Source organism: Kribbella sp. NPDC056345, assembly GCF_042262745.1.
Classification (GTDB): Bacteria; Actinomycetota; Actinomycetes; order Propionibacteriales; family Kribbellaceae; genus Kribbella.
This window is the reverse complement of the sequence record NZ_JBHJQQ010000018.1, coordinates 109,224-131,288: the sequence shown is the minus strand read 5'-3', so window position 1 is coordinate 131,288 and position 22,065 is coordinate 109,224. Positions and strand designations below refer to the sequence as shown.

The window sequence follows — 22,065 nt, the reverse complement described above, 5'->3', positions numbered from 1 at the left end:
CTTCGCCAGACACGCCGGATATGGGAGACTTCAGCGCGCTCGCTCACTGTGCGTCCCCGACTGGTTCGCAAGGGGTAGCTGAGTGTGGGCGAACAGGGTCCACCCAGTACTCTCGGGTGGAATCACTCAGGAGGTCGAGCTTTGGCCGGTTCCCACCGCGCACAACGTGGCGGCGGTCGCGCTGCTGCCCGGGAAGCACGCCGGCAGAAGGCGCGTAAGCGGAACCAGACGATCGCTGCCGGTGTGGCGGTGGTGGTGCTGGTCGGCGGCGGCGGTATCGCCGCGCTGAACGCCTTCGGCGGCGACGACTCCTCCGGCGATTCCAAGAAGGGCAAGGGCCCGGGCGACGACAAGTCGAGCGACTCCAAGGTGCTCGCCGACGACACGGGCCTGCTCGACGTCGCCGGCGCGAAGACACTCGGCTCGACCGGTACGTGGGCGGTCAGCGCCACCTCGGACGGCAGCGGCGCCGGGGACCACGACTACGTCTGTCAGTCCCAGCGGTTCGCCGACCCGTCCGGACTGCGCACCTGGGTGCGGAAGTTCGCCAACGCCACGACCAAGGACTCCGCAGTCCAGTACATCGAGGTGTCGAACGACGCAGCGGCCGCGGAGAAGGCCTACGGCACGATCGTCGGCTGGTTCAGCCAGTGTGCCGCTGAGAAGCGGACCCGCCTGAACAACAGCTACATCCTGAGCGGGATGGGCGAGAAGGGCTGGATCGCGGTCTTCGGGCAGGCGACCGGGCCCAAGACGCGGTACCGGACCGTCTCGGTCACCCTGGCCGGACAGGCCACCCTGGTGGTCGAGCACGACAGCAACGGCACCACCCCGCCGAAGCCGGACGCCGTCCTGAACACGACCGCCGCGGCCCTGCAGAAGATCTGCCCGCAGACCGGCGGCTGCGGCTCCGGCACCCCCGCCGCCAAGGCGAGCCTGCTGCCAACCTCCGAGCCGGCCGGCTTCATGGCCCCGGCCGAGCTGCCGATCATCGCGGCCGTCGACAAGCCCTGGGTCAGCACCCCCGGCAAGGTCGGCAACACCACCCAGTGCGAGCGGACCGACCCGAAGAAGGCCAAGGCCACCAAGTACGCCACCCAGACCTACCTGGCCCCCGGCGCCAAGGTCCCGACCGAGTTCGGCCTCGACGACACCGTCGCCCGCTTCGCCTCCGCGAACGCGGCCGCCGCCTACGTCAGCCTGGTCCGCAAGAACGTCGACGGCTGCCAGAAGGCCGTCTCCACCGCCAAGGTCAGCTCCGTCGGCGCCCTCTCCAGCGGCGGCGTCAAGGGCGAGGCCTGGGAAGCCTCCTTCGACACCGGCAACGGCAAGAAGGCCAAGTTCCGCATCGGCGTAGCCGCCGCCGGCAACCACGCCGTCTACCTGCTCTTCCCGGTCCTCCCCAACCTCGACATCACCGACACCGCCTTCCTCGACACCCTCCGCCGAGCCGCCGAGCGCTCCGTCTCCTACAAGTAACGCAGAAGCCCCGGAAACCAGTGGTTTCCGGGGCTTTCGCGTTGGTGCTACTTGCTGAGGTTCTGCATGATTTCGCGCATCAGGTTGGCGGTTTCGGTCGGGGTCTTGCCGACCTTGACGCCGACGGCCTCGAGGGCCTCCTTCTTCGCGGCGGCGGTGCCGGAGGAGCCGGAGACGATGGCGCCGGCGTGGCCCATGGTCTTGCCCTCGGGCGCGGTGAAGCCGGCCACGTAGCCGACGACCGGCTTGGTGACGTTGTCCTTGATGAAGGCGGCGGCGCGCTCTTCGGCGTCGCCACCGATCTCACCGATCATCACGATCGCGTCGGTGTCGGGGTCGTCCTGGAACGCCTGCAGGGCGTCGATGTGCGTCGTACCGACGATCGGGTCGCCACCGATACCGATCGCGGTGGAGAAGCCGAAGTCGGCCAGCTCGTACATCATCTGGTAGGTCAGCGTGCCCGACTTGGACACCAGACCGATCCGGCCGGCGCCGGCGATGCTCGCCGGGATGATGCCCGCGTTGGACTCGCCCGGCGTGATGATGCCCGGGCAGTTCGGCCCGATGATCCGGGTGGTGCCGGAGGCCTGCGCGGCGGCGAAGAACGCGGCGGTGTCGTGCACCGGCACGCCCTCGGTGATCACCACGACCAGCGGTACCTCGGCCGCGACGGCCTCCAGTACGGCGTCCTTGGTGAACTTCGGCGGCACGAAGATCACGGAGACGTTCGCACCGGTCTCCTTGACGGCGTCCGCGACGGTGCCGAACACGGCCACCGACGTACCGTCGAAGTCGACGCTGGTCCCCGCCTTGCGCGGGTTGACGCCACCGACGATGTTCGTACCGGACGCCAGCATCCGCGTGGTGTGCTTGGTGCCTTCCGAGCCGGTCATGCCCTGGACGATGACCTTGCTGTCCTTGGTCAGGAAGATAGACATTTCAGCGATCCCTTACTTCGCAGCCAGCTCGGCGGCCCGCTTGGCGGCGCCGTCCATCGTGTCGACCCGCTCCAGACCGGCGAGGCCCGCCTCGTCGAGAATGCGGCGGCCCTCCTCGGCGTTGTTGCCGTCCAGCCGGACGACCAGCGGCTTGCTGACGGCCTCGCCGCGGGCGGCGAGCAGCTCGAAGGCCTGCACGATCCCGTTCGCGACCGCGTCACAGGCGGTGATGCCACCGAAGACGTTGACGAACACGCTCTCCACCTGGGCGTCGGAGATGATGATCTCCAGGCCGTTCGCCATCACCTCGGCGGACGCGCCGCCACCGATGTCGAGGAAGTTGGCGGGCTTGACGCCACCGAACTCCTCACCGGCGTACGCGACCACGTCGAGGGTCGACATGACCAGACCAGCGCCGTTGCCGATGATGCCGACGGAGCCGTCGAGCTTCACGTAGTTCAGGCCCTTGGCCTTGGCCGCGGCCTCCAGCGGGTCGGCCGCCGAGGAGTCGGCGAAGTCCGCGTGCTCCGGGTGCCGGAAGTCGGCGTTCTCGTCCAGCGAGACCTTGCCGTCGAGCGCCTCGACCCGGCCGTCCTTGAGCTTGACCAGCGGGTTGACCTCGACCAGCGTCGCATCCTCGCTCAGGAAGACGCCGTACAGCTTGACGATCTCCGGCGCGACCGCGTCGATGATGTCCGCCGGGTAACCGGCGGCAGTGGCGATCTCGCGGGCCTTGGCCTCGTCGACACCGGTGGCCGGGTCGATCGAGATCTTGGCGACCGCGTCCGGGTTCGTGTGCGCGACCTCCTCGATCTCCATCCCGCCGGCGGCGGAGGCGATGCAGAGGTAGTTGCGGTTGGCCCGGTCGATCAGGAAGGAGAAGTAGTACTCCTCCGCGATCGCCGCGGCCGGCACGATGTTCAGCGTCTTGACGATGTGACCCTTGATGTCGAGCCCGAGAATCTCGCGGGCGCGCTCCTCGGCCTCGTCCGGGTTGGCCGCGAGCTTGACGCCACCGGCCTTGCCGCGGCCGCCGGTCAGCACCTGGGCCTTCACGACCACCGTGCCGCCGCCGAGCTTCTCGGCCGCTGCACGAGCTTCCTCGGGCGTGTGGACGACTTCACCCACCGTCGTCCCTACACCGTGCTTGGCGAAGACAGTCTTCGCCTGGTACTCCATCAAGTCCACGACTGTGGTCCCTCTCTCGCCTGTTCGAGTTAGGCCGCGGCAGGCTGCGGTGCAGAGGGCACGGTCGCCGGCGCGTTCCGTCGGCCTGAGACTAGCCACCTCGGCACCCGGTGCGACAGCCGGGGTACGCGCTGAGACGACCGTCACAGCGTTGTCGGTCGTCCGTGTCAGGCTGGGTGCCATGACTGATGCAGGCACCAGACCAGCTGACGACTGGTGGCGTAGCGCCGTCGTCTACCAGGTTTACCCCCGCTCGTTCGCGGATGCGGACGGTGACGGCACCGGCGATCTGAACGGTGTCCGGGCCCGCCTCCCCTACCTGGCCGACCTCGGCGTGGACGCGATCTGGATCAGCCCGTGGTATCCGTCCCCACTGCTCGACGGCGGGTACGACGTCTCCGACTACCGCGACATCAATCCCGAATTCGGCACCCTGGCCGACGCGGACGCCCTGATCGCCGAGGCGCACGCCCTCGGACTGCGGATCCTGATCGACCTGGTCCCGAACCACTGCTCCTGGGAGCACCCGTGGTTCAAGGCCGCCCTCGCGGCCGGGAAGGGCTCGCCCGAGCGCGACCTGTTCTGGTTCCGCGACGGCGTCGACGGCCGTCCGCCGACCAACTGGCCGGCCACCTTCGGCGGTGGCGCCTGGCAACAAATTGACGACGGCCAGTGGTATCTGCACATGTTCGACATCTCCCAGCCCGACTGGAACTGGGACCACCCGAAGGTGATCGAGGAGTTCGACTCGATCCTGCGGTTCTGGTTCGACCGCGGGATCGACGGGTTCCGGATCGACGTGGCCGATTCGATGGCCAAGGACGCCACGCTGCCCGACGTACCGCTGAAGGACGGGCAGCCGACCCACGACAAGTACGTCGGCAACCCGTTCTACGACCAGCCTGGCGTGCACACGATCCACCAGCGCTGGCGCGCGATCGCCGATGAGTACGCCGGTACGCCGCAGGGCGCGCGGGTTTTCGTGGCCGAGGCGTGGTTGTCGCCGCCGGAGCGACTGGCCAAGTACGTGCGGCCGAACGAACTGCACTCGGCCTTCAACTTCGATGCGTTGCGCGCGTCCTGGGATGCGAAGGACCTGCGCGAGGTGATCGACCGGTCCACGGGCAGCCTGTGGGCTGTCGGTGCGCCCGCGACCTGGGTGTTGAGCAACCACGACACAATCCGGCACCGCACGCGGTACGGGCGGGCGCTGGAAGACGCGCTGGCCGGGGCGGGCGTCGTACCGACCGACCTGGCGCTCGGCCTGCGCCGGGCCCGGGCAGCCGCGCTGCTGGAGCTGGCACTGCCGGGTGGGGCGTACATCTACCAAGGTGATGAGCTCGGACTGCCGGAGGTCGAGGACCTTCCGGAGGAGGTTCTGGACGACCCGGTCTGGGAGCGGTCCGGTCACACGAACCGCGGCCGGGACGGTTGCCGAGTCCCGATCCCGTGGTCCGGCACAGAGCCGCCGTACGGGTTCGGCCCGGGCGAAGGACAGCCGTGGCTGCCGCAACCGGCCGACTGGGCGCCGCTGACCGCTTCGGCGCAGGCGGACGACCCGGACAGCCACCTCGCCCTCTACAAGGAGGCACTCCGGATCCGCCGCGACCACCCGGCACTGGGCGAAGGCCGCCTGACCTGGGACGAGGACGCACCCGCCGACGTACTGTCCTTCACCCGCGGCTCCTTCCGCTGCCTCACCAACCTCGGTACGGCGCCTGTCGCGCTACCGCCGGACAGCGATCTGCTGCTCGCAAGTACAGCCCTGGTCGACAACAAGCTGCCAACAGACGCCACTGCCTGGCTCCAGCTCTGACGCTGACTGGAGACGATCCAGGACAGAGAGGCGACAGCGATGTGGGGCAAGAGCAAGGCCAAGGCCGCAAATCAGGGTTCGACGTCAGGTGGCTTCCGGGTGCGCGTCTACCCGGAGGACGCCTTCCCTCCGGACGCACTCCCGTTCCTGGTGACCAGGCCGTTCGCAGCCGGCCTGATCGAGGCAGTCGTCCTCGACTACCCCGACTCGATCAGGCTGTTGAACCGCTCCGAACTCGGCGATCTCCACCCGACCGAGCTCTTCTCGAATGCGATCTACACCTCGATCCACGAGGAGGAGTCCTATGTGGAGTCCATGGAGTACGCCGGTGTGCCGTACCGCGCGATCGGCGGTACACACCGGTACATCAGCTCACACCTGCATGCACTGAATCGGTACGTCGACGTCGAGGCGACGCCGTACGGCGCACTGGTCTCCATCCCGCTCCCCGAGTACGTCTTCGTGCACGCGATCGGACGCGACACCAATGTGGCGAGCGCCTTGGTTGTCCTGCAGCAGGTCACCGAGACGTTCTTCGACGAGGGCGAGCGGGCGATCAGCCCGCAGCTCTACTGGTGGCGTCCGGGCGCCGACAAGTACACCCAGGTGCCCAGCGGCCGCGTGCCCGAACTTCGACCGGTCGGCGCCCGGCTGAACCCGAGCGACGGTTTCATCGAGTTCTTCGGCTCGGACACCGCCGAGCTGGTCCAGCTGTGGAGCGCGGACCAGCCCTAGCACTGCAGATTTGAACATCGCTGTATAGTTCTGAACATGAGTGTTCAACCGGGAGCGATCCTCGACATCGCCGCCAAGGTCCTGACTGCCAACCCGGCCGCCTCCCTGGCCGATGTCGCGGCTGCTGCTGGAGTCGGCCGGACCACGTTGCACAACCGCTTCCCCACGCGGGAGGCGCTGCTGCTCGCGCTCGCGTACGACTCGCTCGATCACTGTGCTGCGGCATTCGCCGAGGCCGGTGTGAACGCGGTCGACGCGAACACGCCCCCGGATGAGCTCACGGCTGTCCTCACCCGCATGGTGGACGCCCTGATCCCGCTCGGCCCGCGGATCGACTTCCTGCTGCAGCACCCGCGGGCGAGCGCCGACCAAGAGCTGCTCGACCGCATCGACGAGCTCGACGCGCCTCTCGAGCGGTTCGTCGGCCACGCCCAGGACGCCGGCCTGATCGCCCGCGACCTCACCCCGTGGTGGGTCGTCGCCACGATCTACTCCCTCACCTACTCCGCCTGGGACGGCATAGCCGCCGGCAAACTCGCCCCACTCGACGCCGGACCGCTGACCCTCCGCACCCTTCTGCACGGGGTTGCACCGTGACCCAGCTCCATGGACTACTCGGCGCGACCGCTCTCTCCGTCACCGGGAATGCGATCGTGGCGGTGGCCGTGCCGTGGTTGATCTTCAAGCGGACCGGCAGTGCCACGGCGGCCGGAGTCGCGGGTGCTGCTGCGATCGCGCCTATCGTCCTGTCGGCGCTGTTCGGTGGCGCGCTCATCGACCGCCTCGGCCGCCGGTTCTGCGCGGTGAGCGCCGACCTGCTGAGTGCGATAGCCGTTGCCCTGCTCGCGATTCTCGACGAAGCGTTCGGCCTGCCGTTCTGGGGGATCCTCGCGCTCGTGGCCCTCGGCGCGCTCTTCGACGGTCCCGGCGCGGCGGCCCGCGAAACCCTCCGACCAGACGTCGCCCGCGCCACACGCACACCACTCACCCGCGTCAACGCCTGGGGCGAGGCCGCCGAGGCGATCGGCGCACTGGCCGGACCCGGCATCGCCGGCGTCCTCCTGGTGGCAATGGGCGGCTTCAACGTCCTCTGGGTCACCGTCGGCATGTTCTTGCTCTCGGCAACCATTACCGCGATCACGATTCCGAAGCAGCTCTCACCGGCACCGGCCCACGAGCCCTACCTGCGCTCGATCGGCACCGGCCTGCGCTTCCTCGTGAACGAACCCGGCCTGCGCACGGTCGCGATCACGGCCGCCGTACTGGTCGGCTTCATCGCGCCGTTCGAGTCCGTCGTCCTGAACGCGCACCTCCAGGACACCGGTCTGGCCGAGTACTACGGCTTCGTCGTGGCCGCCTTCGCCGCCGGCGGGTTGATCGGTGCCATCGTGTACGGCGCGGTCGGCCACCGGCTGCGCGAGCGCGGCGTACTGATCGGCGCACTGACCATCAGCACCATCGGCCTGGCCACCTTCGCACTGCTCCCGGCCATCCCCGTGATGATCGCGCTCGCGTTCGCCACCGGGATCGCGACCGGCCCGATCAACCCGGTCGTCGCGGTGATCATGCAGGCCCGCACCCCGGAGAACCTCCGCGGCCGGGTGATCGGCAGCTACACCTCGATCGCCCTGGCGACCGGCCCGATCGGCCTGCTCGTGATGGGCCCGGTCGTCGACCACGGCAGCCCGGCCGTCGGCTTCGTCGTGATCGCCATCGGCTGTGCCCTGGCCACGGTGTTCGTCACCGCGGCCAGGGCACTCAGACACAGAACTACTTGACGCCACCTGCCGTGAGGCCGGCGACGATGCGGCGCTGGAAGATCAGTACGGCGATCACCAGCGGAATGGTGACGACGACACCGGCCGCCATCTGACTGCCGAACGGTTGGTCCCGGCCCGACGTACCGGTGAAGCTCGCGATCAGGACGTTCGCGGTCGAGATGTCCTTGCGGTTCACCATGCTGACCGCGATCAGGAACTCGTTCCAGGCCGCGATAAAGGTGATGATCGCGGTCGTGAACACCCCCGGTGCGGCCAGCGGGATGATCACCTTGCGGAACGCCTGGGCCGGCGTACAGCCGTCGACCATCGCCGCCTGCTCCAGTTCGCGCGGCATCTGACGGAAGAACGCCGTCAGGTTCCACACGGCCAGGGGCAGGGCGAACGACAGGCTGGGCACGATCATCGCCTGGTAGGTGTTGATCCACTCGATGTCGCTGAACAGCTTCTTCAGCGGGATCACCAGCGAGATCCCGGGGAACATCGAGGTGGTGATGATGATCGCCAGCACGAGGTTCTTGAACTTGAAGTCCAGCCGGGCCAGCGTGTACGCCGCGACCATGCCGACGACCAGCGTCAGGATCGTCACGGTGCCGGCCACGATCAGGCTGTTCAGCAGAGCCCGGCCGAAGCCGGTGCCGGGCTGGAACACGTCGCTGAAGTTCTGCAGCGACCACCGCTTCGGGATGATCGAGTTGTCGAACTGGTCACTCGGCCGGCGCAGCGCCGACACGACCATCCAGTAGAACGGCACCAGGCAGAAGAGCACGATGGCCCCGATACCGAGCAGCGGCAACCACCGCCGCCACCAGGGTGCCTCGGCCGCCTTGACGTCGATCCTCTTCGGAGCCTTCTCAGCGTCCGCCATCACGCACCAACCTTCCCGCGGGACTTCTTCGGCTTGGCCACGCGGGCCTCACCGATCACGTCGGCGCCGAGCAGCTTCACGAACACGTAGGCGACGACGACGATGTAGAGGAACAGCAACGTCGCGTACGCCGCCGCCGGCCCGTACCGGGTCTGGTTCGCCTCGAGGAACGCCAGGATCGACAACGTCTCCACCGACGACTTGTTCGGACCGACCAGCACGTACGGCAGGTCGAAGATGCGCAGCGTGTCGAGGATGCGGAACAGCACTGCCACCAGCAGTGCCGGTTTCACCAGCGGCAACGTGATCCGGGTGAAGGTCTTCCAGGGGCTCGCCCCGTCGACCTTCGCGGCCTCGTACACCTCGTCGGGAATGGTCTGCAGGCCGGCCAGCACCAGCAGCCCGATGAACGGCGCCGTCTTCCAGGTGTCCGCGATGATCACCGACAGCACCGACTGCCAGCCTTCGGTGGACCACAGGATCTGGGTGCCGAGGATGTCGTTCGCGATGCCGTCGGCCTGGAAGATCCACTTCCACAGCAGGGCGGACACCACGGTCGGGATCGCCCACGGGATCAGGATGCTGGCCCGGACGATCGCGCGGCCCTTGAACGCCTTGTGCATCACCAGAGCCATCAGGATGCCGAGCACCGTCTCGAGCACGACGCAGGTCACGGTGAAGAATGTGGTGTTGTAGAACGCGTTCCAGAACCGGTCGCCGGTCTCCCCGGAGAAGATCGCGGCGAAGTTGTCCAGCCCGACGAACTGCGAGCCCTCGACGATGAAGCCGTCGTCGCCGATCCCGCCGCTGGTGTACAGCGACTCACGCAGCGCCGAGATGATCGGGTAGCCGATCACCAGGAGCAGAACGATCAGGGTTGGTGACAACAGCAGTGCGGCCAGCCGGCCGGTGCCCTCGTTGAACGACGTACGCCGGACCTTCTTGCCCGGCGGGGGCCCGACGACCGAGGCGGATTCACTCACCTCATGCCTCCTTCTCTCTCCGCCCACAGCCGTGGGCGGTGACAACGCGGGGCCGGTACGCAGGGGTTGACTGCGTACCGGCCCCACGTTCGGTTCACTGGGTGATGAGTGAGCTCAGCTTGGTCTGCAGATCCGTCAGCGTCTGCTTCGGGTCCTTGTCGGCCGGCTGCTTCAGTGCGCCGTACGCCGCTTCCTGGATCGCGGTCGTCACGTCGCCGTACTTGACCACCTTCGGCCGCGACTTGGCCGACGCGATCGACGCCTTCAGCGGCGCCAGGTACGGGAACTGCTTGTTCAGCGCCGGGTCGTCGTACAGCGAGGCCCAGGTCGGCGCCTGCGAGGTCTTCTCGACGTTCGCCTTCTGGCGCTCTTCACTCGACATGAACTTGATGAAGTCCGCCGCGGTCGCCTTGTTCGTGGCGAACTCCGAGATGGCGTAGTTGTGGCCACCCAGCGTCGAGACGCCCGGTCCACTCAGCCCCGGCAGCGCCGCGACCCCGAACTTGCCGGCGATCTTCGACGAGCCGTCGGTCTTGTTCGCCAGCGCGTACACGTACGGCCAGTTGCGGTGGAAGAGCAGGTTGCCCTCCTGGAACGCGCGGCGTCCCGGCTCCTCCTGGTACGTGATGGCGGCCTTCGGGATGAAGCCCGTCTTGAAGCCCTCGACCAGTGCGGTCAGACCGGCCAGCGCCTCCGGGGTGTCGACGTTCGGCTTGCCGTCGTCACCGACGACGACCCCACCGGCACCGTTGACGGCCTCGGAGAAGTTCACCGTCAGGCCTTCGTACTTCTCGAACTGGCCCGCGTAGCAGTTGATGGCCTTGGCCTCCGGCAGCGCCTTCACCTTCGCGCAGGCGGCGACCATGTCCGGCCAGGTCTTCGGCACCTCGACGCCGGCCTTGTCCAGCAGGTCCTTGCGGTAGTACAGCAGACCACCGTCGGACGTCACCGGTACGGCGTACAGCTTGTCGCGGTACTTCGCGGTGTCGACCGTGGTCGGCAGCAGCTTGCCCAGGTCCGGGAACTGGTCCTGGGGCAGCTCGGTGATCCACCGGTTGGCCGCGAACTCGGCGGTCCAGACGACGTCCAGGTTCAGCACGCTGAACTCGGTCGACTTGATCTGGGCGTTCGAGATCATCTGGTTGCGCTGCTGGTCGGCCGACTCGGGCAGCTCGGCGACCTCGACCTTCTCGTCCGGGTGCTGCGTGTTCCAGGCGTCCACCTGGTTCTTCAGGTTCCCGGACGTGTCCTTGCCGGTGGCGAACTTGATCGGCCCGCGGCCCTCGAGCGCACCCCCCGCCGCACCGTTGTTGCCACCACTGCCGTCATCTCCGCCACCACACGCCGCTGTGAACAACACCAGGCTGCTCACCACGGCCAGAGCGACCGCCTTGCGGGTGTGTGATCGTTCAAACCTCATCGTTACCTGCCCTCTCCCGATGGGAATCGCATCGTCCCTGCGCGAGCGGCGTCCAGGCCCCCACCGCACTGTGACGCCACCTGTCCGGACAGTAACCGAAGACGGGGGTGATGTGTTCTGAGTTACACACCCGTCACTGAACGGTCCTGCTACCGGACGTACCGCATGGCTGTATGCGACCGCGATTCGAGAGCCTGCACAACCAGGTGTTTCTTAACGATTCGGTATTACCAAACAGTAACTTCAGAACATTCAGGCCGGGGAGGCGGAAGCGTCGCCGACATGACCGCGGACCCACTCGACGATCTCGGTGGTGGTCGCGCCGGGAGTGAAGATCTTGTGCACGCCGAGTTCGGCCAGCGGCTGCAGGTCCGCGTCCGGGATGATGCCGCCGCCGAAGACCACGATGTCGTCGGCCTCGCGCTCGGTGAGCAGCTCCCGGACCCGCTTGAACAGGGTCATGTGCGCGCCGGACAGGACCGACAGGCCGATCGCGTCGGCGTCCTCGGCGATCGCGGTCTCGACGATCTGCTCGGGGGTCTGGTGCAGCCCGGTGTAGATGACCTCCATCCCGGCATCCCGCAGCGCGCGGGCGACGACCTTCGCGCCCCGGTCGTGGCCGTCCAGGCCGGGCTTGGCGACGACGACACGCAAAGTGCTGGTTGAAGGCATATTCGCAGGTTAGCCGGTGCCAATCTCACGGATAAGACACGGAGACGTGTGTTCCCCGCCACGCTTCCGGGGAACCGGTTACCGTGGAAAGAGATCGGACCACCGGGGGGTCTGGTTTGCTGTGAGGAGCCGCAGATGACTTCTTGGCAGGACGAGGTGCGAGGCGCGCTGGACGGCCTCCGGTACGGCGCCCGCTCGGCGATCACCCCGCGGGTGCTGCAGGGTGCGGCCGTCGAGATCGGCTGGATGACCACGCACCTGGCGATGTATCCGCTCGGCCTGCTCGGCGGATCGGGTTCCCGCACCCATCGACTCTCCCTGGCCGGACTGACGCCGGCCCAGCGCAGTCTGCTGGTCAACGACGTCCGAGCCGCCGGTACGCCGATCCTGCTGGCGCACGGGATCATCGACAACCACACGATCTTCGCGCTGATGCGCCGGCAGCTGATGCGGCGTGGATTCAGCAGCATCCACACCTTCTCGTACTCACCACTGACGGTGGACGTCCGCCGTACGGCCGAGCGGATGGGTGCTGAGATCGAGGCGATCTGCGAGGCGTCGGGCTCGGACCAGATCCACGTGGTCGGCCACAGCCTGGGCGGGCTGATCGCGCGGTACTACATCCAGAAGCTCGGCGGTCACGAGCGCGTCCACACCTGCGTGACGCTGGGGACACCCCATCAGGGGACGGTCGCCGCTCGGCTCCTGCCGTGGCCGCTGGTGAAGCAGCTGCGGCCGGAGAGCGATCTGATGGAAGAGCTCGCGGAGCCGGCTCCCGGCGTACCGACGCGGTTCGTGGCGTTCTACAGCGACGTCGACCAGCTGATCGTGCCGCAGCGCCGGGCGCGGCTCCGGCACCCCGACCTGATCGCCCGGAACGTCCGGGTCCGCGGGGTGGGCCATCTCTCGTTGCCGTTCCACGGAGAAACTGTTCACGAGATCACCGGCGTACTGGCCCATCTGGACGATCAGCCGCAAACTGCCTGATCAGGCAGCCTTTTGGCGCTCACACGGCTGATGCACGTGCAGCGGCTCATGCAAAAGTTTCGTGAAGGTGGACCGGAAAAACGGGTGGCAGGGTTTGTCGGCTCGTGACTCTTCCGTTATCGTGCTCAAGTCCTCACCGGGAATAAACGCCTGGTGGAGGCGAAAGGTTGCAGAGCCAAGTACCACCCCAACCCCTCCCCTGTGACCGGAAGGCCACGTTGTGTCCCAGCATCGTGCCGCGGGCAACCGCGTCACGCCAGGCAACGCTGCGCGCAAGACCGGCGCAAGTCGTCACAGCGCCAAACATCGTGTTGCCAGGCGTAACACCCCCAGCAGTACCCAGATCGTCGGTTTGACCGCAGCCCTCGCTGCGGCGGCGGGAGCCGTAGGCTTCAGCCACAGCGCCCTGTCGTCCCCCACGCAGGCCAACACAGCGGTGAACCTTGCCGCGGCCAGCCTCGACAACGGCCAGCTGTCCGGCATCACCACTGCCCGCATCCAGGCACGCCAGCTCGCCACCCGTGACTCCTCCCGGGTCGCCCTGGCCGGCAACGACACGAACAAGAAGCAGGCCGCCGCGGCCGCGCTGGCCAAGGCCCGCGCCGCGAAGCTGAACGCGACGAACAACCTCACCGCCAAGCGCGCGACCGCGCTGCTCGCGGCCAAGAAGGCCGAGGCGAAGAAGCTCCGCGAGTCGATGAACCGCTGCGAGATGATGCTCTCCGGCTACCACATCACCGCGACCTTCGGTCAGGGTGGCAGCCGCTGGGCCCGCACCCACACCGGTACCGACTTCGCCGCTCCGACCGGTACCCCGATCGGCAGCGTGATGCGCGGCGTGGTGATCTTCGCCGACTGGGCCGGCCCCTACGGCCGCCAGGTCCAGGTCCGGCACGCCGACGGCACGGTCACCTGGTACAACCACATGAACAAGTTCAGCGTCTCGGTCGGCGAGACCGTGATGGCCGGCGACCAGGTCGGCACGGTCGGTTCGACCGGTAACGTCACCGGCCCGCACCTGCACTTCGAGGTCCGGCCCAACGGCGGCGACCCGATCAACCCGATGCCGTGGCTCCGTTCGCACTGTGGCCTGAACCCGTAATCGAGCTGAACCCAACACCGTCGCAGTACTAGGATCCCCGGCATGCGCCCAGCTGCCGGAGAGGTTCTGCACTTCTCCGAAGACCCCACCCTCGAGGTCTTCCGGCCCCGAACGACCTACGTCTGGGCGGTCGGTCACGACCGTGCCCCCGACTACTGGTTCCCGAGGCAGTGCCCCCGCGCGATGGCGTGGGTGGGCCCCTCCACCACTCCTGACGACCAGGCCCGGATCATCGGCCCCGGTTCCGGTTCCCGTGTGCACGCCGTCGAGTACGGCTGGCTGGAAGCGATGCGGACCGTCGAGCTCTACGCCTACCGGCTGCCAGCCTCATCGTTCAGCCTGCATGACGCTGCCTTCGTCTCGACCACCGAGGTGCGCCCGCTCAGTCCGCCCGAACGCGTTGGCGACCTGTTCGAGCTCCACGACGAGGCGGGGATCCAGCTGCGAGTCCTGAACCGGCTGCACGACTTCTGGGCCGAGGTCATCACCAGCACCCTCGAGTGGAGCGGGATCCGCCTCCGCAACGCACGACCATGACGCCGTACGGCGAACTGGCAGAGGCAGCCTGGGCCTGGGTGCTCGGCCAGGTGCAGTGGGACGACGACGGCCCCTGGATCCCCGAGCATGCAGGTGCCGAGAAGCCGACCGAGTTCCTGCACGGGATGCACAGCGGGATCGGTGGGCTGGCCTACGCCCTCGCCGAGATCGAGCTCACCCGGCCCTGGACCACCGCCGAGCGCGAGCTCGCCGACGGTATCGCCGACCGCGTCCGCGCCTCGATCCCCACCGACTCCTCGATCTCCTTCTTCGACGGCCTGGTCAGCTCGATCGGCGTCCTCACCGCGCTGGGCCAACCTGGCGCCGAGGCTGCGGTCGACCGCGCTCTCGAGATCGCCACCCCAACGGGTTGGCAGGAAAAGTTCCTCGCTGAGTCGGACGCCTACGAACCGGGCGCCGTCTGCAACGACCTCACCCTCGGCACCGGCAGCGTGCTCCTCGGCGCACTCTGGGCCCTCCGGCACGGCGTACTGGCTCGTCCCCTGGCCGATCGCGCGATCGAACACCTCCTGGCCGAGCAGGAGAAGACAACGGCCGGTGTGAACTGGCTGTTCGTCCCACGGCGTTACCTCCGCAAACCACCGCCACTCGAGATGCCCAACCTCACCCACGGTCTCGCCGGCATCGCCGCCGTACTCGCTCTGGCCGGGGCCGAACTGGACCGCCCCGACCTGATCGAAACCGCTCACCTAGGTGCCGAGCACCTCATCACCCTCGGCCGCCACGACTCGCGAGGCTTCCAAGTCGCGCGCGTAATCCCCTGGGCCGAACGCCACGGCGACGAGTTCACCTACAACTGGTGCCACGGCCCCGCAGGCACCGCCCTCCTCTTCGACGCCCTCGAGTACGCCGGTGTCGACGCAGTAGCCGGCGTCCCCTCAGCCACCTGGCGCCAGCGCCTCCTCGACGCCGTACGCCACTCCGGCATCCCCAACCGCCTCCACCCCGGCTTCTGGGACAACGACGGCCGCTGCTGCGGCACCGCCGGCGCCGCCGACGCCTTCCTCACCGCCTACCAACGCACCAAGAACCCCGCCGACCTCCAGTTCGCCACCCACCTAGCCGACACCCTCGTCACCAACGCCGGCCCCGCCCCCTACTGGCGTTTCCTAGAACACAAGAACGACGACCCCCTCCTCCCACCCGGCATCGGCTGGATGCAAGGCGCCGCCGGCATAGCCGCCACCCTCTTCTATCTCAACCGAGGCCACACCCCAGTCCCCCGCATGGACAACTGGTGGGCGCTCCCATGACGTACGCCTGGACCCACTCGATCGAGGCCTGGACAGTCGCCGTCACCAACCGCCCCGACCTCGTCCTCGAGGCCTACGGCGCCGAACCCCTGCTGGACCACCGCACCTTCGGGGAGGCCGGCGCGCTCCAGGCCGATGCCTACCCGGCGCTGCTCTTCCACGGACAACTCCGCGACCACGGCGCCCAAGTCGTCGTCCTGGAGAGCAACGGGTGGACCGGCTCGGTGCCGGAGGTCGCGCGTCGATGCTCGGCCGCGGGCGGGCACTTCTTCAGCGTCTACTGGAACGTGAACGCGCACGGGTGTGTCACCGAGGGCAAGGACGGTGTCATCACTGCCAAGTTCGAGGTCTTGTATCCCTTCCAGCCCGAGCAGTTGTCCTCCGAGGTACGGCCTGGCTGGGCTCTCGGCTCGCCGACCGACCTGGATCGGGCATATCAGGACTGCCTGACACACCTCGAGGAACAGACCGGAGTAAGGATCCAGCAGGAGTGGCTGGATGAACGGCTCCCGACCTACCGGATTGCCGATCCGGCCACGCTCTACCCCGATCCCTGGGTCTAGGCCGACGCATCCTGATCAGCGGCGCCAGACTTCGGCGGTGGTGAGGAAGGCTGAAGAGCCGGGCTTGTCGGGGGAGCCGTCTACCTGGACGAAGCCGGGGACGGAGGCGCCGCCGATGGAGACGGTGGCGGAGCGGACGGGGGCGATCACCAGGCTGAGGCTGTGGTTGCCGTCGGCGAGCTGGAAGTTGTCGGTGGCGAAGAGGCGCCGGTCGAGGACGCCGCCCATCTCGATCTGGATGTCGGCCGCCTTGGCGCTGAGGCCGTCGGCGAGGTTCATCGAGACCTGGACGAGGTCACGCTCGACGGCCGGCTCGTGCCAGGGCAGTCCTTGGACCTCGAGGAACGAGCGGACGAAGTAACGCTCCAGCCAGGCGGCCAGGTCGACATCCTCCGACACCACCCGGACGATCCCGTCGAACCACAGCACGACTGCCGTCCCGGACCCGCGGATCGACCAGTCGACCATCCAGATCGACGCGTACGCCGTCACCTTGCCGGCCTCGTCGAACAGCCGCAGACCAGGGTTCGCCCCGGCCAGAATGATCCGGCGGTGACTGTCTGCTACGGGCTTGGGCATGGGGACGACGCTTCCGGAGGTGGACCGAAGATCCTCGATTGTCTCAATCTCCGGCCCAGATACAAGGTGATTCCGAAACTTCTTGTTTCAGATTTTCTCGACCGGCGCATAGCGCAGGAGCAGGCGTTTTACCCCTTCGGAGCCGAAATCGATATCGGCCTGGGCCTGCTGACCCTCACCGCGGACGACCACGACCGTGCCCATTCCGAAGCTGTCGTGGACGACGCGATCGCCGGGATCGAGGTTGATCACGGGCTTGTCGGTCGAGCTCCGTCGCGACGTTTCGTAACGACTCGGGATGCCGCCGCCGGACGACGTACCGGTCCCGGACCAGCGGGTGATCGCGGACTCGTCGCGGCGCCAGTCGAGCAGCTCGGCCGGGATCTCCTCCAGGAAGCGCGACGGCGGGTTGTGCTGCGGAGCACCGAACGCCGACCGCACCGCGGCCCGCGAGATCGCCAGCCGCTGGCGGGCCCGGGTGATACCGACATACGCGAGCCGGCGCTCCTCCTCGAGCTCCTTCAGGTCGGTCAGCGACCGGGAGTGCGGGAAGACGCCGTCCTCCATGCCGGTCAGGAACACGACCGGGAACTCCAGGCCCTTCGCGGTGTGCAGTGTCATCAGCGTGACCACACCACCGTCGTCGGCCGCGTCCGGGATCTGGTCGGCATCGGCGACCAGCGCGACTCGCTCCAGGAACGCCTGCAGATCGGCCGGCTCACCGGCAGCGGTCCGCTCCTCGACGAACTCCCGGGCCACCGAGATGAACTCGTCCAGATTCTCCAGGCGGGTCTCGTCCTGCGGGTCCGGCGACTTCTGCAAGGTCTCGTAGTACGAGGAGCGGTGCAGTGCGCTGTCCAGGATGTCGTCCGGCGGCGCACCCGAGTCGACCATCGCGGTCAGGTCGTCGAGGATGTCCACAAATCCCTGTACGGCGTTCGCCGAGCGCGAGGCCATCGCCGGTGCGTCCTGGGCCCGGCGCATCGCGGCCGCGAACGAGATCCGGTCGCGTTGGGCCAGCGCCTCGATCGCGGCCTCGGCCCGCTCGCCGATCCCGCGCTTCGGCTCGTTCATGATCCGGCGCAGCGAGACGGTGTCCTCCGGATTCACCAGCACGCGCAGGTACGCGAGCGCGTCGCGGACCTCCTTGCGCTCGTAGAACCGGACGCCACCGACCACCTTGTACGGATGGCCGGTCCGGATGAAGACCTCTTCGAAGACTCGCGACTGGGCGTTGGTCCGGTAGAAGACGGCGACGTCGGACGGCTTCACCTTGTCGGCGTCGGCCAGCCGGTCGATCTCGTCCGCGACGAACTGCGCCTCGTCGTGCTCGTTGTCCGCGACGTACACCGCGATCTGCTCGCCCTGCCCCTGGTCGGACCAGAGGTTCTTCGCCATCCGGCCCTCGTTGCGGCTGATCACCGCGTTGGCCGCGGTCAGGATGGTCTGGGTGGAGCGGTAGTTCTGCTCGAGCAGGATCGTCTCGGCGCCGGCGAAGTCCTCCTCGAAGGCGAGGATGTTGCGGATCGTCGCCCCGCGGAACGCGTAGATCGACTGGTCCGAGTCGCCGACGACCATCAGCTCGGCCGGCGGGGCGGTCGGCTGGCTCGCGCCCGGCGCGTCCTCACCGCACAGCTCCCGGATCAGCGTGTACTGCGCGTGGTTGGTGTCCTGGTACTCGTCGACCATCACGTGGCGGAAGCGGCGCCGGTAGTACTCCCGGACCTCGGGGAAGGCCTGCAGCAGGTTGACCGTGGTCATCAGCAGGTCGTCGAAGTCCAGCGCGTTCGCCTGGGCCAGCCGCTCCTGGTAGACCCGGTAGCACTCGGCGTAGGTCTCCTCGAGATGGTTCTCGGTCTTCGCCGCCGCCGTCTCGTGGTCGATCAGCTCGTTCTTCTGGGTGCTGATCCAGTTCAGCACCGCGCGCGGGTTGTACCGCTTGACGTCCAGGTCGAGCTCGCGGCAGACCAGCGTCATCAGCCGGCGCGAGTCGGTGGCGTCGTAGATCGAGAACGTCGGGTTGATCCCGAACTTCTTGATGTCGCGGCGCAGGATCCGCACACACGACGAGTGGAACGTCGACACCCACATCAGCTTCGCCCGCGGACCGACCAGGTCGACGACCCGCTCGCGCATCTCCGCCGCCGCCTTGTTGGTGAACGTGATCGCGAGGATCGACCCGGGGTGCGCGTCCCGGGCACCCAGCAGATACGCGATCCGCCGCGTCAGCACGCGCGTCTTCCCCGACCCGGCACCGGCCACCACGAGCAGCGGTTTGCCGGCGTGCACGACAGCAGCCCGCTGCTGCGGGTTGAGCCCGTCCAGCAGCGCGTCGGGATCGGTCCGGTGCTTCTTCGGCTCCTCGAGCGGCACCGGCAGTTCGTCAGGCGAGAAGAGCGTAGTCATCACCGAACACCATAGGCGCACCCGCCGACAGTTACCGAAAACAGGTTCGATCGAATGAAAAGATCAAGCCATGGACGACACCCGGTACGACGCTCTCGTGGACCAGATCGAAGCCCTGTACGGCGAGGGCCGGTACGCCGACGCTGTCGCCGTACTCGACTCCGCAACCGGCCTCGCGCCCTGGTCGGCCGAGCTGGCCCACCTCCGCGCCTGCGTGCTCGGCGCCTCCGGTGACGCGGACGGCGCTCTGCGCGCGCTCCAGGACGCGAGCGCGGCCGGCGGGTGGTGGCGTCCCGAGATCCTCACCGATGACGACGACCTCGCCGCCCTCGCCGACCGCCCGGCGTTCCAGGAGCTGGTCGCCGAGTCCACCCACCGAGCCACCGACGACCCAACCCCCGCGCTGACTACAGCTCCGACCAAACCGATCGGTGTCGTGGTTGCTCTGCACGGAGCTGGGCAGCGTGCTGAGCATGCGCGGCGGGACTGGGCCGGGGTGCTCGACCTCGGCTATGCGCTCGTCTGCGTCGAGTCCTCCCGGCGGATGTCCCCGATGTACCGGACCTGGCCGGACCCGGATCAGGCCGCGGCCGACATCGCGCGCGCACTCGCGGACCTCCCGGCCGAGCTGAAGGGTCTACCGCTGATCGCTGCCGGGTTCTCCGCCGGCGGCCGGGTCGCGGTCGACTGGGCCCTGACCGCGCGACCGGCACCGGCGACCGGCGTACTGGCGATGGCGCCCGCACTCCGCAAGCTCCCCGACGGCTCGGCCGAATCGTTGTCACCAGCAACAATCTGGATCGGCACCGACGACGATCTGCTCGAGGTGGTGGACGCAGCCGAGCCCCAGCTCACCGGCCTCACGATCGAACGTGTGCAGGGCCTCGGTCACGCCTTCCCCACCGACTTCGCGGAGCGCCTGGCCGAAGCTACGACAGCTGGCGCGTGAGCTGGAGCTCTACCGGTACGGCGGAGCCCAGCCAGTGCATCTTCGCGGTGTGGTCGTTGCAGGAGCCGATGCGGAGACCGGGGACGCCCTCGATCTGGCCCTCGTAGTCCTTGGCCGCCAGCAGCGCGACGACGTCGGAGAGCTCCGGTCCGTCGAGCCATTCGATCCGGGCGAAGTCCGGGCGGGCCTGCCACATGTCCACCCAGGCGGCCGGGTCCTCGGTGAAGAGCGTCGTACGGAGGATCATCGAGACCGCGCCGAGCAGAGTGGCGGCCGGAGTGGCCGTCAGCTCCAGCAGGTTGCGTTCGGAGTCGGACAGGTCGTCCGCGATCAGGATTGCGGTATCGCTCAGATTCACAGTGGAGGAGCCTGCCACAGCATCTTGTCGGCTCTCAGCAGACTTGCCGTCAGCAGAAAAACTAGGGTTGGCCCTGTTCACCCGGCAACAGTGGTCACATGGCAGAAGACACCAGATCACCGCTGTTCAACCCGTCCGCCCGGCAGCGGCTGCTCGACCGCCGCGTCGTCGTACTGGACGGTGTCCTCGACGACGACAACGGAACGCTGCTCGCCACCCAGATCCTGACCCTGGCGGCCGAGGACCACGAGCGCGACATTGCCCTGTGGATCCACTCACCCGGTGGGTCGGTGCCGTCGATGCTGGCGATCCGGGACGTGATGCGGCTGGTGCCGTGCGACGTGTCCACGCTGGCGATCGGGCTGGCCTGCAGTGCCGGCCAGTTCCTGCTGACGGCCGGTACGCCGGGCAAGCGGTACGCGCTGCGGAACGCACGGATCCTGATGCACCAGGGCTCGGCCGGGATCGGCGGCTCCGCGGTGGAGATCGAGATCCAGGCCAACGACCTGCGCGAGATCCGCGACACCGTGCTGTCGATCACCGCGGAGGACACCGGGCAGACGTTCGAGACCGTGCACGAGGACTCGCTGCACGACCACTGGTACAGCGCCGAGCAGGCCCGCGAGTACGGCTTCATCGACCACATCGTCTCGTCGTTCGACCAGGTGATGCCCTTAGAGAAGGCAGCAGCATGAGTAGCTACATGATTCCGAACGTCATTGCCCAGAGTCCGCGCGGTGAGCGGGTGATGGACGTCTACTCGCACCTGCTGTCCGAGCGGATCATCTACCTCGGTACGGCGATCGACTCCGGCGTGGCCAACGCGATGATCGCGCAGTTGCTGCACCTGGAGTACGACAACAACGAGCGGGAGATCAACCTCTACATCAACTGCGAGGGCGGTGACACGACGGCCGCACTGGCGATCTACGACACCATGCGGCTCATCTCGGCACCAGTGGCGACCTTCTGCGTCGGGCAGGCGATTGCGGCCGGTGCGGTCCTGCTGGCGGCCGGTGCGCCCGGTCGGCGGTCGGTGCTGCCGCATGCGCGCGTCGTACTGCACCAGCCGGCGGCAAGCAGCCGGGGCACCATCCCCGACCTGATCCTGCAGGCGGATGAGGTGGTCCGGGTTCGCGCGCAGGTCGAGTCGATCCTCTCGGAGCACACCGGCCAGTCGATCGAGCGGCTGCGGCACGACACCGACCGCGACCACGTGCTGACCGCCGAGGCGGCCCGTGAGTACGGCATCGTCGACCGCGTGGTGCAGGAACGGGTCGCCGTACCGGTGCTCAGCTAGCCGGCCGCAGCGAGGACGCGGTCAGCCACAGCGGCGTGGTGGGGCGGGGGAGCCCGGCCCCCGCCCCGGCGGGGGGGGACCAAAGGGTGGGGGGGCCGCCCCCCCCGCAGCGCCCCCCCCCCCCAACCAAATG

At 68.0% G+C, this 22,065-nt stretch carries 22 protein-coding genes; 13 read left to right on the top strand and 9 right to left on the bottom strand.

All coding sequences use genetic code 11. The features are described from left to right. Positions 1 to 141 precede the first annotated feature (141 nt). Positions 142 to 1,479 (top strand): hypothetical protein, encoded by a 1,338-nt coding sequence (locus ACFCV3_RS38555; RefSeq protein ID WP_376039300.1) that lies wholly within the window; start codon positions 142 to 144, stop codon positions 1,477 to 1,479. Positions 1,480 to 1,526: 47 nt separating this feature from the next. Here the strand turns inward: ACFCV3_RS38555 and sucD are convergent, their stop codons facing one another. After that, complete coding sequence (sucD, locus tag ACFCV3_RS38550; protein ID WP_132409661.1) at positions 1,527 to 2,417, bottom strand: succinate--CoA ligase subunit alpha; 891 nt, start codon at positions 2,415 to 2,417, stop codon at positions 1,527 to 1,529. 12 nt (positions 2,418 to 2,429) lie between these two features. Continuing rightward, complete coding sequence (gene sucC, locus ACFCV3_RS38545; RefSeq protein WP_376039298.1) at positions 2,430 to 3,605, bottom strand: ADP-forming succinate--CoA ligase subunit beta; 1,176 nt, start codon at positions 3,603 to 3,605, stop codon at positions 2,430 to 2,432. Between the two features lie 181 nt (positions 3,606 to 3,786). Between sucC and ACFCV3_RS38540 the strand changes: the two genes are divergently transcribed. The 4 genes from ACFCV3_RS38540 to ACFCV3_RS38525 are packed head-to-tail and all read left to right on the top strand — an operon-like array spanning position 3,787 to position 7,934. After that, entirely contained in the window at positions 3,787 to 5,421 is a 1,635-nt protein-coding gene (locus ACFCV3_RS38540) for a glycoside hydrolase family 13 protein (protein ID WP_376039295.1), read from the top strand. Positions 5,422 to 5,460: 39 nt separating this feature from the next. Next, entirely contained in the window at positions 5,461 to 6,156 is a 696-nt protein-coding gene (locus ACFCV3_RS38535; RefSeq protein WP_376039293.1) for a hypothetical protein, read from the top strand. Positions 6,157 to 6,192: 36 nt separating this feature from the next. Then, the gene (locus tag ACFCV3_RS38530) at positions 6,193 to 6,753 is read left to right on the top strand and encodes a TetR/AcrR family transcriptional regulator (RefSeq protein WP_376039290.1); all 561 of its coding nucleotides are present in this window, start codon (positions 6,193 to 6,195) and stop codon (positions 6,751 to 6,753) included. Then, positions 6,750 to 7,934 carry an MFS transporter gene (locus tag ACFCV3_RS38525; RefSeq protein ID WP_376039287.1) on the top strand — a complete coding sequence of 395 codons (1,185 nt, stop codon included), beginning with the start codon at positions 6,750 to 6,752 and terminating at the stop codon, positions 7,932 to 7,934. The genes ACFCV3_RS38530 and ACFCV3_RS38525 overlap by 4 nt, the downstream gene beginning before the upstream one ends. Here ACFCV3_RS38525 and ACFCV3_RS38520 read toward each other — a convergent pair. The 4 genes from ACFCV3_RS38520 to ACFCV3_RS38505 all read right to left on the bottom strand — a co-directional run bounded on the left by ACFCV3_RS38520 (position 7,927) and on the right by ACFCV3_RS38505 (position 11,877). Next, the gene (locus ACFCV3_RS38520) at positions 7,927 to 8,802 is read right to left on the bottom strand and encodes a carbohydrate ABC transporter permease (protein WP_376039285.1); all 876 of its coding nucleotides are present in this window, start codon (positions 8,800 to 8,802) and stop codon (positions 7,927 to 7,929) included. The two genes, ACFCV3_RS38525 and ACFCV3_RS38520, sit on opposite strands and share 8 nt — an antisense overlap. Continuing rightward, positions 8,802 to 9,785: a carbohydrate ABC transporter permease gene (locus ACFCV3_RS38515; protein ID WP_376039282.1), complete on the bottom strand. Its 984-nt coding sequence runs from the start codon at positions 9,783 to 9,785 to the stop codon at positions 8,802 to 8,804. The genes ACFCV3_RS38520 and ACFCV3_RS38515 overlap by 1 nt, the downstream gene beginning before the upstream one ends. 94 nt (positions 9,786 to 9,879) lie before the next feature. Then, positions 9,880 to 11,205: an ABC transporter substrate-binding protein gene (locus ACFCV3_RS38510; RefSeq protein ID WP_376039279.1), complete on the bottom strand. Its 1,326-nt coding sequence runs from the start codon at positions 11,203 to 11,205 to the stop codon at positions 9,880 to 9,882. A gap of 252 nt (positions 11,206 to 11,457) precedes the next feature. Beyond that, entirely contained in the window at positions 11,458 to 11,877 is a 420-nt protein-coding gene (locus ACFCV3_RS38505; protein ID WP_132409647.1) for a cobalamin B12-binding domain-containing protein, read from the bottom strand. A 135-nt stretch (positions 11,878 to 12,012) separates the two neighbouring features. Between ACFCV3_RS38505 and ACFCV3_RS38500 the strand changes: the two genes are divergently transcribed. The 5 genes from ACFCV3_RS38500 (at position 12,013) to ACFCV3_RS38480 (ending at position 16,340) form a co-directional block, all read left to right on the top strand. Continuing rightward, the gene (locus tag ACFCV3_RS38500) at positions 12,013 to 12,864 is read left to right on the top strand and encodes an esterase/lipase family protein (RefSeq protein WP_376039276.1); all 852 of its coding nucleotides are present in this window, start codon (positions 12,013 to 12,015) and stop codon (positions 12,862 to 12,864) included. A gap of 220 nt (positions 12,865 to 13,084) precedes the next feature. Beyond that, the gene (locus tag ACFCV3_RS38495; protein ID WP_376039274.1) at positions 13,085 to 13,966 is read left to right on the top strand and encodes a M23 family metallopeptidase; all 882 of its coding nucleotides are present in this window, start codon (positions 13,085 to 13,087) and stop codon (positions 13,964 to 13,966) included. Between the two features lie 42 nt (positions 13,967 to 14,008). Next, complete coding sequence (locus ACFCV3_RS38490) at positions 14,009 to 14,503, top strand: DUF6886 family protein (protein ID WP_376039271.1); 495 nt, start codon at positions 14,009 to 14,011, stop codon at positions 14,501 to 14,503. Further along, on the top strand, positions 14,500 to 15,777 hold the full coding sequence (locus ACFCV3_RS38485; protein WP_376039269.1) for a lanthionine synthetase LanC family protein: 1,278 nt from the start codon (positions 14,500 to 14,502) through the stop codon (positions 15,775 to 15,777). The genes ACFCV3_RS38490 and ACFCV3_RS38485 overlap by 4 nt, the downstream gene beginning before the upstream one ends. Beyond that, on the top strand, positions 15,774 to 16,340 hold the full coding sequence (locus ACFCV3_RS38480) for a hypothetical protein (protein WP_376039268.1): 567 nt from the start codon (positions 15,774 to 15,776) through the stop codon (positions 16,338 to 16,340). Before ACFCV3_RS38485 ends, ACFCV3_RS38480 begins: the two co-directional genes overlap by 4 nt. A gap of 15 nt (positions 16,341 to 16,355) precedes the next feature. On the opposite strand, the gene ACFCV3_RS38475 is transcribed toward ACFCV3_RS38480, so the two are convergent. Both ACFCV3_RS38475 and pcrA read right to left on the bottom strand, forming a co-directional pair. Then, the gene (locus ACFCV3_RS38475; RefSeq protein ID WP_376039266.1) at positions 16,356 to 16,919 is read right to left on the bottom strand and encodes a hypothetical protein; all 564 of its coding nucleotides are present in this window, start codon (positions 16,917 to 16,919) and stop codon (positions 16,356 to 16,358) included. 87 nt (positions 16,920 to 17,006) lie between these two features. After that, positions 17,007 to 19,325: a DNA helicase PcrA gene (pcrA, locus tag ACFCV3_RS38470; RefSeq protein WP_376039263.1), complete on the bottom strand. Its 2,319-nt coding sequence runs from the start codon at positions 19,323 to 19,325 to the stop codon at positions 17,007 to 17,009. Positions 19,326 to 19,395: 70 nt separating this feature from the next. On the opposite strand from pcrA, the gene ACFCV3_RS38465 reads away from it, so the two are divergent. Beyond that, a complete protein-coding gene (locus ACFCV3_RS38465; protein WP_376039260.1) occupies positions 19,396 to 20,274 on the top strand; it encodes a serine aminopeptidase domain-containing protein in 879 nt (292 codons plus the stop codon). On the opposite strand, the gene ACFCV3_RS38460 is transcribed toward ACFCV3_RS38465, so the two are convergent. Further along, a complete protein-coding gene (locus ACFCV3_RS38460; RefSeq protein WP_376039258.1) occupies positions 20,255 to 20,632 on the bottom strand; it encodes a hypothetical protein in 378 nt (125 codons plus the stop codon). The genes ACFCV3_RS38465 and ACFCV3_RS38460 overlap by 20 nt on opposite strands. Before the next feature lie 98 nt (positions 20,633 to 20,730). On the opposite strand from ACFCV3_RS38460, the gene ACFCV3_RS38455 reads away from it, so the two are divergent. Next, the gene (locus ACFCV3_RS38455; protein WP_376039257.1) at positions 20,731 to 21,327 is read left to right on the top strand and encodes a ClpP family protease; all 597 of its coding nucleotides are present in this window, start codon (positions 20,731 to 20,733) and stop codon (positions 21,325 to 21,327) included. Continuing rightward, positions 21,324 to 21,932, top strand: a complete 609-nt coding sequence (locus ACFCV3_RS38450) for a ClpP family protease (RefSeq protein WP_376039255.1) — start codon at positions 21,324 to 21,326, stop codon at positions 21,930 to 21,932. Before ACFCV3_RS38455 ends, ACFCV3_RS38450 begins: the two co-directional genes overlap by 4 nt. Positions 21,933 to 22,065 lie beyond the last annotated feature (133 nt).

Coding starts and splice junctions, on each gene's coding strand:
- ACFCV3_RS38465 (WP_376039260.1), top strand. CDS start 19,396: ATGGACGACACCCGGTACGACGCTCTCGTGGACCAGATCGAAGCCCTG.
- ACFCV3_RS38455 (WP_376039257.1), top strand. CDS start 20,731: ATGGCAGAAGACACCAGATCACCGCTGTTCAACCCGTCCGCCCGGCAG.
- sucD (WP_132409661.1), bottom strand. CDS start 2,417: ATGTCTATCTTCCTGACCAAGGACAGCAAGGTCATCGTCCAGGGCATG.
- ACFCV3_RS38480 (WP_376039268.1), top strand. CDS start 15,774: ATGACGTACGCCTGGACCCACTCGATCGAGGCCTGGACAGTCGCCGTC.
- ACFCV3_RS38540 (WP_376039295.1), top strand. CDS start 3,787: ATGACTGATGCAGGCACCAGACCAGCTGACGACTGGTGGCGTAGCGCC.
- ACFCV3_RS38500 (WP_376039276.1), top strand. CDS start 12,013: ATGACTTCTTGGCAGGACGAGGTGCGAGGCGCGCTGGACGGCCTCCGG.
- ACFCV3_RS38485 (WP_376039269.1), top strand. CDS start 14,500: ATGACGCCGTACGGCGAACTGGCAGAGGCAGCCTGGGCCTGGGTGCTC.
- ACFCV3_RS38535 (WP_376039293.1), top strand. CDS start 5,461: ATGTGGGGCAAGAGCAAGGCCAAGGCCGCAAATCAGGGTTCGACGTCA.
- pcrA (WP_376039263.1), bottom strand. CDS start 19,325: ATGACTACGCTCTTCTCGCCTGACGAACTGCCGGTGCCGCTCGAGGAG.
- ACFCV3_RS38530 (WP_376039290.1), top strand. CDS start 6,193: ATGAGTGTTCAACCGGGAGCGATCCTCGACATCGCCGCCAAGGTCCTG.
- ACFCV3_RS38450 (WP_376039255.1), top strand. CDS start 21,324: ATGAGTAGCTACATGATTCCGAACGTCATTGCCCAGAGTCCGCGCGGT.
- ACFCV3_RS38475 (WP_376039266.1), bottom strand. CDS start 16,919: ATGCCCAAGCCCGTAGCAGACAGTCACCGCCGGATCATTCTGGCCGGG.
- ACFCV3_RS38490 (WP_376039271.1), top strand. CDS start 14,009: ATGCGCCCAGCTGCCGGAGAGGTTCTGCACTTCTCCGAAGACCCCACC.
- ACFCV3_RS38510 (WP_376039279.1), bottom strand. CDS start 11,205: ATGAGGTTTGAACGATCACACACCCGCAAGGCGGTCGCTCTGGCCGTG.
- ACFCV3_RS38520 (WP_376039285.1), bottom strand. CDS start 8,802: ATGGCGGACGCTGAGAAGGCTCCGAAGAGGATCGACGTCAAGGCGGCC.
- ACFCV3_RS38505 (WP_132409647.1), bottom strand. CDS start 11,877: ATGCCTTCAACCAGCACTTTGCGTGTCGTCGTCGCCAAGCCCGGCCTG.